Genomic DNA, 14,667 nt, shown 5'->3' on the forward strand with positions numbered 1-14,667 from the left:
CGAACTCAACGACCGACCCCGCCAGCGCTTCGCCTTCCGCACCCCCAATGAGATGATCAGAACCTTCCTGTTGCGATAACCGCCAGAAACCGCCCGCTCAGAGCAGCTACAAGTGATAGCGCAACGGGATTGGGGGGCAGCAGCGGGGAGGTGTCCTAGGCTGGTTGCATGGCTCCCCTCTACGCATTCGCCGGCACCGCTCCGGCCGTCCATGACTCCGCCTTCATCGCGCCCACGGCGTCCGTGATCGGCAACGCCACCCTGGCCGAGAACTCGAGCGCCTTCTACGGTGTATCCGTCCGCGCCGACACCGCTGCCATCACCGTGGGCGCCGGCAGCAATCTGCAGGACAACGTGGTGCTGCACGCGGACCCCGGCTTCCCCTGCACGGTCGGCGCGCGGGTCAGTGTGGGCCACAGCGCCGTGGTCCACGGCTGCACCGTCGAGGACGACTGCCTCATCGGCATGAGCGCCACCATCCTCAACGGGGCCGTGATCGGTGCCGGGTCCCTCGTCGCCGCCGGCGCCGTGGTACTGGAGGGCACTGTCATCCCGCCCCGCTCGCTGGTGGCCGGAGTTCCGGCCAAGGTCCGGCGCGAGCTCAGCGACGAGGAGTTCGCGGGCGTCCAGCACAACGCCGACCACTACCAGGAACTGGCACGCGCGCACCGCGAACTCCACAACGCCTGAGGAACGGGCGCGGCCGTTATCAATGCGTTAACTTCTTGACTACAAGCCGCTGATGCGTCACGCTTCATAGCATGCCCTCACCAACGCGCTCAACGAGGAGCCGAACCAAGAACCCCGGATCGCAGTCCGCCCTCCGGCATCTAAACCAGCAGCGGATCATCGAATGCCTCCTCGCGGGCCCTTCCACGCAGGCCGAGCTGGCCCGCCAGACCGGCCTCTCAACGGCCACCGTCTCCAACATCGTCAAGATCATGCAGGACGCCGGGCTGGCCTCCACTGAACCCATCACCAGTTCCGGCCGGCGCGCCCTGAACGTCCGGCTCAACAGCAACGGAGCCGTCGCCGTCGGGATCGACTTCGGCCGGCGCCACCTGCGCGTCGTGCTGGCCTCGCTCAGCTACCACGTGATCGCCGAACAGTCAGTGCTGCTGCCCCTGGGCCACCACGCCGAGGAGGGCATCCAGGCCGCCGTCGGCGTGCTGGACCGGCTGCTGGCGGACAGCGGCGTGGAGCGCAGCGCCCTGGTGGGAGCCGGCGTCGGAATTCCCGGCCCCATCGACCGCCGCACCGGCACCGTCGCGCAGGGCGCGATTCTGCCCGAATGGGTGGGCATCAATATCCTCAAACGCCTCGAAGAAGCGCTGGAACTGCCTGTATTCGTGGACAACGACGCCAACCTGGGCGCCCTCTCCGAGGTCACGTGGGGCCCGCACAGCGGAATCAGCAACCTGATGTTCCTCAAGATCGGCTCGGGCATCGGCGCGGGGCTGATCCTCAACGGCATCCCCTACTACGGCAACGTCGGCATCACCGGCGAAATCGGCCACGCCACAATCCACGAGCACGGGCTGATCTGCCGCTGCGGGAACCGTGGCTGCCTGGAAACCATAGCCTCCACCACCACCATGATCGAGCTCCTGAGCCGCGGCGAGGACCGGCCGCTCGCGCCCGGGGACATCGTCCGCAAAGCCCTGGAACGGGACTCCGCGACGCTCCGCGTAGTGGACGACGCCGGGCTCGCCGTCGGACGCGCCCTCGGCAACGTGGCAAACCTGATCAACCCGGAAGTGATCGTGGTGGGCGGGCCGCTGGCAGGGCTCGGCGACCTCCTTTTGGACCCGATCCGGCGCGGCCTAATCCGCCACGCGGTGCCGGTGGTCGGCGAGACAACCACCCTCACCATGTCCTCCCTGGGCGACCGGGCCGAGGCCCTCGGGGCCACCGCTTTGGTCTTCCAACACGCCGGAATCCGGCGAAACTAACCATTTCGTTATCCCGCTGTTGCGTTAAAGACTTGACGACAAGGGCGTGATCCAGTTTACTTTTCCATCAGACGGCCCTGCGGTTTGCAGGGGCGGACAACGAAGTCATGCATTGGAGGCGTAAGGGCAGATGACGTCCCTCAACACGCACAGTGATCCGCTAATCCTCGAGATGCGCTCCATCACCAAGGAATTCCCCGGCGTTAAAGCTTTGGCCGATGTGAGCCTGCGGGTGAAGGCCGGCGAGATCCACGCCATCTGCGGTGAGAACGGCGCCGGGAAATCGACCCTAATGAAGGTGCTCTCGGGGGTCTACCCCTTCGGCACCTACACCGGCGACATCGTGTACCAAAACGAGGTCCAGGAGTTCAAGGACATCCGGGCCAGCGAGCACGCCGGAATCGTGATCATCCACCAGGAACTCGCGCTCATCCCCGAGCTGTCGATCATGGAGAACATTTTCCTCGGCAACGAGCCCACCAAGCGCGGCGTGATCGACTGGGCCGAGGCCCGGCTGCGGTCCACCGAACTGCTGGCCCGGGTGGGGCTGCGCGAGGACCCGGACACCCCGATCAAGGAGATCGGCGTCGGCAAGCAGCAGCTCGTCGAGATCGCCAAGGCCCTGAACAAGTCGGTGAAGCTCCTGATCCTTGACGAACCCACGGCCGCGCTGAACGAGTCCGACTCCCAGCACCTGCTGGACCTCATGCTGGGCCTGAAGGGCCGCGGCATCACCTCGATCATCATTTCGCACAAGCTCAACGAGATCGAACAGATCGCGGATGAGATCACGATCATCCGCGACGGCAAGTCGATCGAGACCCTGAACGTCGTAGCCGACGGCGTCGACGAGGACCGCATCATCAAGGGCATGGTGGGCCGGACGCTCGAATCCCGGTTCCCGGACCACGAGCCGAAGATCGGCGACGTCCTCTTCGAGGTAAAGAACTGGAACGTCGGGCACCCGCAGATCCAGGACCGCCTGGTGTGCAAGAACTCCAGCTTCTTCGTCCGCCGCGGCGAGATTGTCGGGTTCGCGGGCTTGATGGGAGCCGGGCGCACCGAGCTGGCCCGGTCCGTGTTCGGCCGCTCCTACGGCCGCTTCATCTCCGGCCATGTCTACAAGGACGGCAAGGAGCTGCAGCTCAAGAGCGTCCGCCAGGCGATCGACGCCGGGCTGGGTTACGTCACGGAGGACCGCAAGTCCCTGGGCCTGAACCTGCTCGACGACATCAAGGCCACCACGGTCTCGGCGAACCTGCGCAAGATCAGCAAGCGCTTCGTGGTGGATGCGAACAAGGAATACGCCGTCGCGGAGGAATACCGGAAGTCGCTGAGGACCAAGACGCCCTCCGTGGAGGAAGGCGTCGCGAAGCTCTCCGGCGGCAACCAGCAGAAGGTCGTGCTGGCGAAGTGGATGTTCACCGACCCGGACGTGCTGATCCTGGACGAGCCCACCCGCGGGATCGATGTCGGGGCCAAGTACGAGATCTACGGCATCATCCAGAAGCTGGCCAACGAGGGCAAGGCCGTGATCGTCATTTCCTCGGAACTGCCCGAGCTGCTGGGCCTCTCGGACCGGATCTACACGATTTTCGAAGGCGCCATCACCGGCGTGCTGGACAAGGACCAAGCCAGCCAGGAAAGCCTCATGAAACTCATGACATCCGCCCGCAAAACCGCCTGACCCTTTGGGACCAACCAGAACAATCCGAACACCCCGGACACAAGGACTGAAACAATGAACGCGCTCAAGAAGCTCTTTGGCGGCAACACCCGCCAATTCGGCATGATCTTCGCCCTGGTTGCGCTGATCGTGTTCTTCGAGATTTTCACGGAGGGCCGCACGCTCACGTCGGGCAACGTCATCAACCTCTTCAACGGTAACTCCTACATCCTGATCCTCGCCATCGGCATGGTGCTGGTCATCATCGCCGGCCACATCGATCTCTCCGTCGGCTCCGTCGCGGCCTTCGTGGGCGTCTGCGTGGCCCTCTTCATCCGCGACTGGGGACTGCCCTGGTACATCGGCGTCCTGATGGGCCTGGGGCTGGGAGTCTTGATCGGGGCCTGGCAGGGGTTCTGGGTGGCCTACGTTGGCATTCCAGCGTTCATCGTCACGCTCTCGGGCATGCTGATCTTCCGCGGCGCCAACCAGTTTGTCGGCAAGTCGAACACCATCCCGGTCCCGGGGGATTTCCAGTACATCGGCTCCGGCTACCTGCCTGAATTCGGCCCGAATACCGGCTACAACAATCCCACCATGCTCATTGGCCTGCTCGCCGTCGCGTTCGTGATCTTCAGCGAGATCCGGTCCCGCCGCAACGCCAAGAAGCTCGGCGCCGAGGTCCCCGAAGCCTGGGTCATGATCCTCAAACTGGTCCTGATCTGCGGCGCCATCCTCTACGCCACTTACCTCTTCGCCACCGGCCGGCCGGGCACGTCCTTCCCGGTGCCGGGCCTGATCCTGGCCGTCCTGATCCTCGTGTACGGCTTCATCTCCTCCAGGACCGTCATCGGCCGCCACATCTACGCGGTCGGCGGCAACCGCCACGCCGCCGAGCTCTCCGGCGTCCAGTCCAAGAAGGTCAACTTCCTGGTCATGATGAACATGTCCTTCCTGGCCGGCCTCGCCGGCATGATCTTCGTCGGCCGCTCCACCGCCTCGGGCCCGTTCGACGGCGTCGGCTGGGAACTGGACGCCATCGCGGCTGTGTTCATTGGCGGCGCTGCGGTCACCGGCGGCGTGGGTACCGTGATCGGCTCGATCATCGGCGGCCTGGTCATGGCCGTGCTGAACAACGGACTGCAGCTGCTCGGCGTCGGCGCCGACCTAACCCAGATCATCAAGGGCCTGGTGCTCCTGATCGCCGTCGCCTTCGACGTCTACAACAAGTCCCAGGGCAAGAGGTCGATCGTCGGCCTGATGATGAAGAACTTCAGCCGAAGCAACGAGATCAAGGCCGACGAGACCACGTCCACTAAAGAGGTCATCTCCAAGGGAGCCTGAGCGGCTCCCCTGGTCCACGTTTCCCCGATTTCTCCGCACACCACCAAAAGAAAGTGAACCAAGCAATGCGAATGATTGGTAAAGCAGGAAAGGCAGCAGCAATCGCTGCTATTGCGGCACTGGCGCTGACAGCCTGCGGCCGTTCCGACACCGGGACTACCGGCGGTTCAACCACCGGGGGCGAAGCATTCCCGAAGGGCTCCTCGATCGGCGTCGCACTTCCGCAGAAGACCTCCGAAAACTGGGTCCTGGCGGAGCAGCTGTTCAACGACGGCCTCACCAAGGCTGGCTACAAGCCGGACGTGCAGTTCGCCAACGGCGGCGTTTCGGAGCAGCAGAACCAGATCAGCGCCATGATCACCAAGGGCGACAAGGTCATCATCGTCGGCGCCATCGACGGTGCGCAGCTGGGCACCCAGCTCCAGCAGGCCAAGGACGCCGGCGCCACGATCATCGCCTACGACCGTCTGCTCCTGAACACCCCGAACGTGGACTACTACGTGGCCTACGACAACTTCAAGGTCGGTGAACTCCAGGGCAAGGCGCTGCTGGACGGCATGAAGGCCAAGAAGCCGGAAGGCCCGTACAACATCGAGCTCTTCGCCGGATCCCCGGATGACGCCAACGCGAAGGTCTTCTTCGACGGCGCCATGAGCGTCCTGAAGCCGAAGATCGACGACGGCACCCTGAAGGTTCTCTCGGGCCAGTCGACCTTCGAACAGGCCGTGACCCAGGGCTGGAAGGCCGAGAACGCCCAGAAGCGCATGGACACCCTGCTCGCCGGAACCTACGGCACCGCCCCGCTCGACGGCGTGCTGTCCCCGAACGACACCCTGGCCCGCGCAATCATCACCTCCGTCAAGGCCGCCGGCAAGCCGATCCCGGTTGTCACCGGCCAGGACTCCGAGGTTGAGTCGGTCAAGTCCATCATGGCGGGCGAGCAGTACTCCACCATCAACAAGGACACCCGGGCGCTCGTTGAGCACTCGATCGTCATGGTCAACGACATCCAGGCAGGCAAGAAGCCGGAGATCAACGACGACAAGTCCTACAACAACAAGGTCAAGACTGTCCCGGCGTACCTGTTGGAGCCGGTCATCGTGACCAAGGACAACGTCAAGACGGCGTACGAGAACGATCCGGTACTCGGACCGATCACCAAGTAGTTCCCGCCCCGGCACGCGCCAGTCGCGCGCCAGGCAACAGAGCCCCGGCTCCCCCGCAAGGGAGGGCCGGGGCTCTTGCGTTGGCGGGGCTCTTGCGTTGGCCGGGACTCTTGGGTGGGCGTATCGCGCTGGCTCTGACCTTGGTGGAAGCCTGCGGCAGTCGGCTTCACAGCGGAGACATAGCTTCGGCGGGAGGTTCGCACAGCGGGCCGTACCACTGTGGGACCAGCGCCGGGCATCGGGTCCGGCAAGAGATACCCAAGTGACACCCCAGAAAAATTAGGAGTACCGTGAGCGTTCTTGCCCGGAGTGTAGGCAACGCCTTTCGAAACAAGGTCAGGACGGCGGCTGTGGTGGCCGTGCTGGCCGTAGCCATAGGGCTTGCCCTGGCCATGCTCGTGGCCAATCAGGCCGTCACCGGCAAGGTGGCCGAGCTGAACGCCTCGGTGGGCACGGTCCTGACCGTGAACCCGGCCGGCGGCCAGGGTTTCGAGGGCGGCGGCGAGCCGCTGACCTCGGCACAGGTGGCCACAGCGGCGGCCGTCCCCAACGTCAGCAGCGTGGTGGGCACCAAGGCACTGCGCCTGCGCAACGCCGCTGAGGTTGCCGCCGAGGCGGCGTCCGGACGGACAGGCCAGGGAGGCCCCGGCGGGCAGTCGGCCACGTCCGTCACCACGAGCCTCACGGCCGCCGTCGACGCCGGCACGCTCGGCAACCGCAACCAAGCCACTACCGGCACCACCGGAAGCACCACCGCGGCCGCCCCCGCATTCTCGCTGCCCATCACCGCAACGGGCATTGGCGCCGAGGTGGACTCCACCGGCAAGGCGCTGCAGTTGACGCAAGGCACCGGCCTGGGCAACTACACCGCCGCGTCCACCGGCGCCCTGCTGGGCACCACCCTGGCGGAGAAGAACGGCCTCAAAGTGGGCTCGACGTTCACCATCCAGGACAAGACCTTCACCGTCCAGGGCCTGTTCGACGCCGGCACCGCCTTCGGCAACAATGCCCTCTACGTGACGCTTCCGACCGCCCAGACCCTCGCCGCGCTGCCGGGCGAGCTCTCCACCATGATCGTCACGGTCAACAGCATGGAAAACGTCGACGCCGCCAAGACCGCCCTGCAGACGGCGCTCGGCTCCGACAAGGCCGACGTCACCCAGGGCCAGCGGAACCTTGAGACCGCCGTCAGCTCGCTGGACAGCGTCAAGAATATTTCCTTCATCGCCTTCGTCGCTGCCCTTGGCACCGCCGGGCTGATCATCCTCCTGATCATGGTCATGCTGGTCCGTGAACGCCGCCGCGAGATCGGCGTGCTGAAGGCCATCGGCGCCCCCAACCGCACCATCGGCTTGCAGTTTGTGCTGGAGGCCCTCGTGCTGGTGGCCCTAGGCAGCGTGATGGGCGCCGCCGTCGCCTCCCTCGCCAGCGGCGGCATTGCCAGCGCCCTGATCAGCTCAAGCACTAGCACGACGGCGGCCACCGGACAGCGCGGCGGCCCCGGCGGTTTCCCCGGCGGCCAGGGTGGACCCTTCGGCGGGGCCAGCCAGCTGCTGACCTCCGTGACGGCGAGCGCCTCCCCCGGCGTCATTGCCGCGGGCATCGCCGCGGTGTTCGGCGTCGCCATCATCGGCGCCCTCGTCCCGGCCCTGCTCACCGCCCGCATCCGTCCCATCGAAGTCCTCCGAGGAGAGTAGCCATGATCGAAGTCAAGAACCTGGTCCGCACGTTCAAGTCCGGCGACCGGACCATCAAGCCGGTCAACGACGTCAGCTTCGAGCTCGAACAGGGCACGCTGGCCTCGATCGTGGGCAAGAGCGGCAGCGGCAAGAGCACCCTGCTCTCCTTGCTCGGTGCGCTGGACAAGCCCACCAGCGGCGATGTGGTGGTCAACGGCGTGAGCCTGGCCAGCATGCCGGACGGGAAGCTGACCAACTACCGGCGCCGGGACATCGGATTCGTGTTCCAGCAGTTCAACCTGATCCCGAATCTCTCGGCCGTGGACAACGTGATGCTGCCGATGGAGTTTGCCGGGATGCGCAAGGCCGCCCGGGCCGAGCGGGCCCGGCAGCTGCTCGAACAGGTCCAGCTCGATCCGGACAAGCACGTGCGGCGCATCAACCGGCTCTCCGGCGGCGAGCAGCAGCGGGTGGCGATTGCCCGGGCGCTGGCGAACGAACCCAAGCTGATCCTGGCCGATGAACCCACCGGCAACCTGGATGAGCAGACCGGCGAGCACATCATCGAACTGCTCAGCACGCTCAGCCGGGACCACAACACCACCATCCTGGTGGTCACCCACGACCGCGCCCTGGCCAACAAAACGGACCGGCGCTTCCGGCTCCAGCAGGGCCGGCTCATCGAGGAACCGGCCCGGACCCGCGCGACGGCGGCCCTGACCGGCTGAGGTCCGCCCGGGCGTCGTTGCGGCGGCGCCACTCCGGCGCCGGCGCCGCTGGCGCCGCTCCGGCGCCAGGACTGCGGGCGGGCCTTGGGGGCCCGCCCGCAGCTCCGGCGTCGAACCAACTGACCCGAACTTCCTGCTTTGAACCTTCGGCGCTGAACCGCCAGCGCTGACGCGCCGACGTCGAACCTCCGACGTGCCGGGGCCCGCAACACAGCGGCCCGTCCGCCCCCGGGTGAGAGGATGGCACCATGTCTGACCTCATCGCGAAGCCGTGGCTGTTTAGCCAGCCGGACCAGGATCCCCGCACAGCCACCGGCGCCCGGCTGCGCTGGGGCATCATCGCCACTGGCGGGATCGCTGCCGCGGTCACCCGCGACCTGGAACTTCTGGCGGATGCGGAACTGTATGCAGTCAGCTCCCGCACCCAGGCGGCGGCCGACGCGTTCGCGGCCGACTACGGTTTTGTGCGCGCCTATGGTGACCGGGAAGGCGTGAGCGGTTATGCCCGCCTGCTCGCCGACGACGGCGTCGACGTCGTCTACGTCGCCACCCCACACGCCCACCACCACGAGATCGCCCTTGCGGCCCTCAACGCCGGCAAGCATGTGCTGTGCGAGAAGGCCCTCACCGTCAACGCCCGGGAAGCCGCCGAGCTGATTGCCGTGGCCCGGGCAAATGGCCTGTTCCTGATGGAGGCGGTGTGGAGCCGGTTCCTGCCCAGCATGCAGCGGGCGTTCGAGATCGCTGCCTCGGGCGAGATCGGCGCGGTCAAGTGGGTGGGTGCGGATCTCGGCTTCCCAGCACCATATTCGCCCGCCTCCCGGCTCTGGGCGCCCAAGGATGGCGGCGGCGCCCTGCTGGATCTGACGGTCTACCCGCTGCTCTGGGCCCTTGGCACCCTGGGGTTCCCGCAAACCGTCAGCGCCACCGGCTGGCTCAATGATGAAGGCGTGGACGCGCAGAATGCCTTGACGCTGGGCTACCACCACGGCGCGCAGGCCCAGCTGACGTCCTCGTTGCTGGCGCACGGGCCGCGCACAGCCACCGTCGCCGGCAGCCAGGGATTTCTCCAGACGTCCGGTTCCATCAACAACCCCAAGGACCTGCAGGTCAGGATCGGCTTCGACGATCCCAGGACCGAGCAGTTTGCTGTGGTCGGGCGGGGCTACACCTACGAACTGCGCGAGGTCACGCGGTGCATCCAGCATGGACTCACCGAGAGTCCGGTCATGCCGCTGGAGGACTCCCTGAACACCATGCGGCTTTTCGACGGTGTGCGCGCGCAACTCGGGGTGACCTACCCGAACGACGTCCACTGACCACCTCCCGCAGACACGGGCCCGGGAAGATTCCGTGGGTCTCGGTATGCCTACAGTTTCGGTTCCGCTCTGGACTCTCCCGTTGGGGCCGACTTACCCTGTAGGCAATCGTCCAGTCGTCGGGGAGCGGGGGTGCGCGCATGGATCCAGCAGCAGCGTCCTCCCGCGCGTGCCGCACCCCGCGCCGCGTGCACCCCATGCGCCCCTTGCGCCGCGTGCTCTTTGCCGCCGTCGCCGGTGCCGCGTGGCTGACCTTTTCCGGCGCGGCCGCACAGGCTGATGACACATGCACGCTAGCCGGAACGGCCGACGACGCCGGCAACAGAGCCGCGGCCGCCGAGTGCAGGAACGCCGACGACCTCCCTGTTCCCTCCCTCGACGGCCTGGCCTCCGTGGATATCGCTCCGGCACCGGCGGCAACGTGGTCCGCTGGTGCTGTGCCGGGCCCGAGACCGGATGTCTCGGACGTCGCCCCCGCCGACGCTGACCTGCCCGCTCAGGCAGATCCGGGCTCCACGGCTCCGGATCCGGATTCTCCACCGTCCGCCACGGGGCCCTCGACACCCGACCCGGTTCCAGCCGCGGTGGACCCCGGCATCCCCGGTCCTGCAGTGACCCCGCCCGCGGTGGACCCCGGCATCCCCGGTGTGGATCCTGCCGTCCCGGACCCCGTTGTTGAACCACCGGTGGTGGACCCGCCGGTGGTAGTTCCACCGGCCGTGGATCCCCCGGTGGTTGTCCCACCCGTGGTTGACCCGCCGGTGGTTGTCCCACCTGTGGTTGACCCGCCGGTGGTTACACCGCCGGTCGTTGTCCCACCCGCGGCACCGGATCCCGGCGTTGTTCCGCCGGTTGTAGACCCCACGCTTCCGGTTCCTGATCCGGCTGGCCCGCTGCCCGGCGGCCCCGCGGCCGTGCCGCCAGGCGGCGTCGTTCCGGGCGGTGCCCCAGTGGGTACACCGGCAGCCATCGACGGCGCACTGACGACGGCTGGCACTGCCCTTGGTACCGGAAAAATAGGCACGGGAAAAGCAGGCACCGCCAAGGCAACCGGACCGCAGCAGCAGCCGTCGCTTGTTTCCTCCGGTCCCGGTGCGGCCCGTCCCTTCGAGGCATACCGTCCCCTGATCGCTCCGGTCGACTACGCCTGGCTGATGCCTGAGCCCCGGGCTGCGGCACCTGTCCGGCTTGGCTCTGCGCCTCCGGCTGCACCCCCTGCAGGGACTGGCACGCAGCCGGTTCCCTCCGGCAGCCCAGGCCCGAGCCCGTGGCATGGCGGCACGGGCCTGCCAGCGCCGGAAGCACTCCCGCCTGCCCCTGGCTCGGGGTCCGGTAGCGGGAATTCCTCCAACGGGCCTGCAGGAACAGCTGCATGGATGCCCAGCCTGTTCTTCTACCTGCCCACAGTCGTGGCCGACCCCATCGGCGGCCCGCTCCAGCACGAGTACGCAGCCGTTTGCGCTGATCCCGGTTCTTCTCCTGACTAGTCGTGCCGTCTCTGCCTCCACAGAGCACGGCCCGTCGGGCTGCCTTGGCCGCCCGCTAACAGTCACCCAGGAGAATCCCTCATGGACTCGACCGTCCACCCCCCGGTTTCCGGTATCCCAATTCCCGCCGGCCTGACCCGGTCAGCGCCGCCACCGCCCTCGCCCGCCTCGTCTGGCCAACCACGGCCTGCGCCCTCCCTGTCCGCGTCAGTCCGGGCACGAGTAGGCCGGACCCGGGGACGACGCGCTCCCGCGTACCCTGAGCGCTGCGGTCCGCAACCGCGGCCCGGCTGCAAACCCCGCCCGCCGTAACGCAAGCCACTGCTCCCGTCGAGTCGTCTCACCGCCGGAGCGAGGTCGTTGGGTCCGCTGGGGGACCGAACGGCATGCTCTGGCTCTGGCGGAAGGGCGCCTGCGGGTGAGCGGCCGGCCTGGCAATGCGGTTCGTTGCCGGGCCGGACGCGTCTGCCGCACTGAACAGATCTGCCACACTGAACAGATCTGATGCACTGAACAGATCTTCCGCAGTGAACAGATCAGCCTCGCTGAACAGAAGCCGATACTAATTGCCCTTATCATTCTTTAGGAGCGCCGCCAGTGCGCATACGGAAGGTATGGGGACATTGTGGACAGTTCGCCCAACAGCGTCACGGCCGAGCCCTTGGGCGGCCGCTATCAGCTGGGGGAAGTGATTGGCCGGGGCGGCATGGCTTCGGTCTACACCGCCAAGGACCTGAACCTTGGCCGGGACGTTGCCCTGAAACTCTTCGCACCTCAATCGGCCGATCCTGACGAGCTTCGCCGGCAGGAAGCAGAGATCCAACTGCTGGCGACCCTGAACCATCCAAGCCTGGTGACGCTGTTCGACGCTGGGACGGACACCCGGATTCCCGAGGAGCCCCGGCCCTTCCTGACCATGGAGCTCGTGGACGGCCAGGATTTGCGGACCCGGATTCGCCACAGCCCCTTGCCGCTGGACGAGTTGGCCGTCGTCGGCGCCGGGATCGCCGACGCCCTCGCCTACGTCCATGGCCTCGGCATCGTCCACCGGGACATCAAGCCCGCCAACATCCTCCTGGTGCCGGTCCGGCCGGGAGAGCCGTTTCGGCCCAAGCTCACAGACTTCGGCATCGCCCGAATCATCGACGGGACCCGGCTTACAGCCACAGGAACCATGGTGGGGACCGCCGCCTATCTCAGTCCGGAACAGGCCCGCGGCGCCGACCTCGGTCCGGCGAGTGACATCTACTCCCTGGGCCTCGTCCTGCTCGAATGCCTCAAGGGCGAAGTGGAGTACCCGGGCAGTGCCGTCGAATCCGCCGTGGCCCGCTTGCACCGGGCGCCGGTCATTCCGGACGCCGTGCCCGGAGAGTGGGCCCGCCTCATCCAGGCCATGACAGTCCTCGAGCCCTTGGACCGCCCCTCGGCCACCGAACTTGAGGCAGCCTTCCGGATGGCCCTCGTTTCCCCAGATTCCCTGCCGGGGCCCGTCAATGCGGAACCCACGCGGATACTCCCGGCCCCGCCGGCAAGACGGCCCCGCCGGCCCCGGCCCGAAGCGGCGGCTGCGGCGACGGCGACGGCCGGGACTCGCCCCCTGAACTGGCTGGACCCGGATGCTTTGCCGCCCCGGCCGCGCCACCGTCCCTCGCTTAACCGCGGAGCCGCATGGTTCCGCCGGGCCCGGCTCCGCACTCGCGTGGCCCTGTTGCTCGCTGTGCTGGCAATTCTTGCTGTCGCGGCAACGGTTGCGCTCACCCTGTCCGCCCCTGCCGCCCCCGACGTCGTTCCCTACCCCACCGTCACGGGGCCGCTCGGCGATCATCTGAAGGATCTGCAGAAGGGCGTGGAACCGTGAGCCCTCCGCGAACAGCCAGGAAGGACCGCAGCCGTTCCAGGCACCGGATGCCCGCAACTCTCCTCGCAGGACTGCTGGCCGCCGGGGCGCTGGCCGGATGCGGTCCTGCCCCCGAGCTGGGCCGCGGCGCGGCCAGCCAACTGCAAACCCAGGTCCTGGCCGTCAGCCGGGCTGCAGCCGCCAATGACCGCGCCGGCGCCCTGAAGCACCTTGACGAACTGCTGACCCGCTTGGATGCCGCCGCCGCGAGCGGCGAGGTGTCGTTCAGACGCCACCAGAGCATCAAGTCGTCAATTGACGCCGTCCGGGCAGACCTGGTCGCGCAGCAGGCGGCGGCCGAGGCAGCCCGAAAGGCGGCGGAAACAGCTTCGGCTAAACAAGCTGCCGCGGCTCAAGCGGCCGCGCAAGCAGCGGCGGCCGCCCGGGCTGCACCGGCCGCCGTCGCTCCGGCTCCGGCCCCGGTGCCGGCCGCCAAGGGTACCGGGAGCGCGAAGGGCAAATCGAAGGACAAGGGGAAGGGCAAGGGGTGAGGCAGGAGTAACCTGCTGCTGCACCGGATTCCAGGATACTTGGTACGCGACACGCGTCGGCATGGCCGCAGACCGACCGTGACGCTTCCGCCGCCGCCATCCTCAGCCTGCTTACTATTTCAGCGGAAGCCCGCTAGCGTGGAGGAACGGCTTTATGCCGGTCAACGACAAGAACCGCGGACTGCCGTCCGCCAATCGAAGGAGTGACGCCTGCATGGCAACTGTTCAGGAATCCATCGAAGTCAATGTTCCGCTGAGCCAGGCCTACAACCAGTGGACGCAGTTCGAGGAATTTCCGCACTTCATGAGCGGCGTCGAATCCGTTAGTCAGCTGGACGACACCACTGTCCATTTCAAGACCAGCATCGGTGGCGTCCGGCGGGAGTACGACGCGCGGATCACCACGCAGGAACCGGACCAGCGGGTGTCGTGGGAAAGCATTGACGAGCCACGGAACGCTGGCACCGTCTGGTTCGATGCCCTCGGCGACGCCGAAACGAAAGTGAACGTCGAGCTGACCTGGGAGCCGGACTCGGCTGCGGAAAAGATCGGCGCGGCCATAGGCCTTGATTCCCGTCAGGTTGCGGCCGACCTGAAGAAATTCAAGCAGTTTATCGAAGAGCGGGGCGCCGAGACGGGCGGATGGCGCGGACGCGTGGACCCCGTCGCACCGGGAGCCACGACCGCCGTGCCGCTCCAGGAAGAAGTGGACTACGGCACGGAACCTGCCTTCCAGCGCGTGGACGCCGATCCGGACCTTGCCCCCGAGCCGCCCTTCGGCCAGGACCAGCAGCGCTGACCGAGTCAGGCTGATCTGCCTGGACTGTGCTGATCTGGCAGGTTTGCGCAGATCTGCCTGGCCTGCATTTTGCGGACTGGCAGCAAAACGCCCCGCCTCCCATTCGGGAGACGGGGCGTTTTACGTGGCGACCAACCGG

12 protein-coding genes are annotated in these 14,667 nt (G+C 67.0%); all 12 read left to right on the forward strand.

Annotated features, from left to right (window positions below; translation table 11 throughout):
• Positions 1 to 168: 168 nt before the first annotated feature.
• The gene (locus ACFRJ8_RS21725) at positions 169 to 690 is read left to right on the forward strand and encodes a gamma carbonic anhydrase family protein (RefSeq protein WP_377988438.1); all 522 of its coding nucleotides are present in this window, start codon (positions 169 to 171) and stop codon (positions 688 to 690) included.
• Positions 691 to 761: 71 nt separating this feature from the next.
• Positions 762 to 1,952 (forward strand): ROK family transcriptional regulator, encoded by a 1,191-nt coding sequence (locus tag ACFRJ8_RS21730; protein WP_377988439.1) that lies wholly within the window; start codon positions 762 to 764, stop codon positions 1,950 to 1,952.
• A 130-nt stretch (positions 1,953 to 2,082) separates the two neighbouring features.
• Complete coding sequence (gene mmsA / locus ACFRJ8_RS21735; RefSeq protein WP_377988440.1) at positions 2,083 to 3,639, forward strand: multiple monosaccharide ABC transporter ATP-binding protein; 1,557 nt, start codon at positions 2,083 to 2,085, stop codon at positions 3,637 to 3,639.
• Positions 3,640 to 3,693: 54 nt separating this feature from the next.
• Positions 3,694 to 4,962 (forward strand): multiple monosaccharide ABC transporter permease, encoded by a 1,269-nt coding sequence (mmsB, locus tag ACFRJ8_RS21740; protein WP_377988441.1) that lies wholly within the window; start codon positions 3,694 to 3,696, stop codon positions 4,960 to 4,962.
• Positions 4,963 to 5,027: 65 nt separating this feature from the next.
• Positions 5,028 to 6,128 carry a substrate-binding domain-containing protein gene (locus tag ACFRJ8_RS21745; protein WP_377988485.1) on the forward strand — a complete coding sequence of 367 codons (1,101 nt, stop codon included), beginning with the start codon at positions 5,028 to 5,030 and terminating at the stop codon, positions 6,126 to 6,128.
• 290 nt (positions 6,129 to 6,418) lie between these two features.
• Complete coding sequence (locus ACFRJ8_RS21750) at positions 6,419 to 7,825, forward strand: ABC transporter permease (RefSeq protein WP_377988442.1); 1,407 nt, start codon at positions 6,419 to 6,421, stop codon at positions 7,823 to 7,825.
• A gap of 2 nt (positions 7,826 to 7,827) precedes the next feature.
• Complete coding sequence (locus tag ACFRJ8_RS21755; RefSeq protein WP_377988443.1) at positions 7,828 to 8,535, forward strand: ABC transporter ATP-binding protein; 708 nt, start codon at positions 7,828 to 7,830, stop codon at positions 8,533 to 8,535.
• A 248-nt stretch (positions 8,536 to 8,783) separates the two neighbouring features.
• Entirely contained in the window at positions 8,784 to 9,854 is a 1,071-nt protein-coding gene (locus tag ACFRJ8_RS21760; RefSeq protein ID WP_377988444.1) for a Gfo/Idh/MocA family protein, read from the forward strand.
• A gap of 140 nt (positions 9,855 to 9,994) precedes the next feature.
• Entirely contained in the window at positions 9,995 to 11,341 is a 1,347-nt protein-coding gene (locus ACFRJ8_RS21765) for a hypothetical protein (RefSeq protein ID WP_377988445.1), read from the forward strand.
• A gap of 622 nt (positions 11,342 to 11,963) precedes the next feature.
• Positions 11,964 to 13,199, forward strand: coding sequence for a serine/threonine-protein kinase (locus ACFRJ8_RS21770; RefSeq protein WP_377988486.1), 1,236 nt, complete (start codon positions 11,964 to 11,966; stop codon positions 13,197 to 13,199).
• 47 nt (positions 13,200 to 13,246) lie between these two features.
• On the forward strand, positions 13,247 to 13,729 hold the full coding sequence (locus ACFRJ8_RS21775) for a mucin-associated surface protein (protein WP_377988446.1): 483 nt from the start codon (positions 13,247 to 13,249) through the stop codon (positions 13,727 to 13,729).
• A gap of 214 nt (positions 13,730 to 13,943) precedes the next feature.
• The gene (locus ACFRJ8_RS21780; protein WP_377988447.1) at positions 13,944 to 14,528 is read left to right on the forward strand and encodes an SRPBCC family protein; all 585 of its coding nucleotides are present in this window, start codon (positions 13,944 to 13,946) and stop codon (positions 14,526 to 14,528) included.
• Positions 14,529 to 14,667 lie beyond the last annotated feature (139 nt).

The organism is Arthrobacter sp. NPDC056886, assembly GCF_042788715.1.
GTDB lineage: Bacteria > Actinomycetota > Actinomycetes > Actinomycetales > Micrococcaceae > Arthrobacter.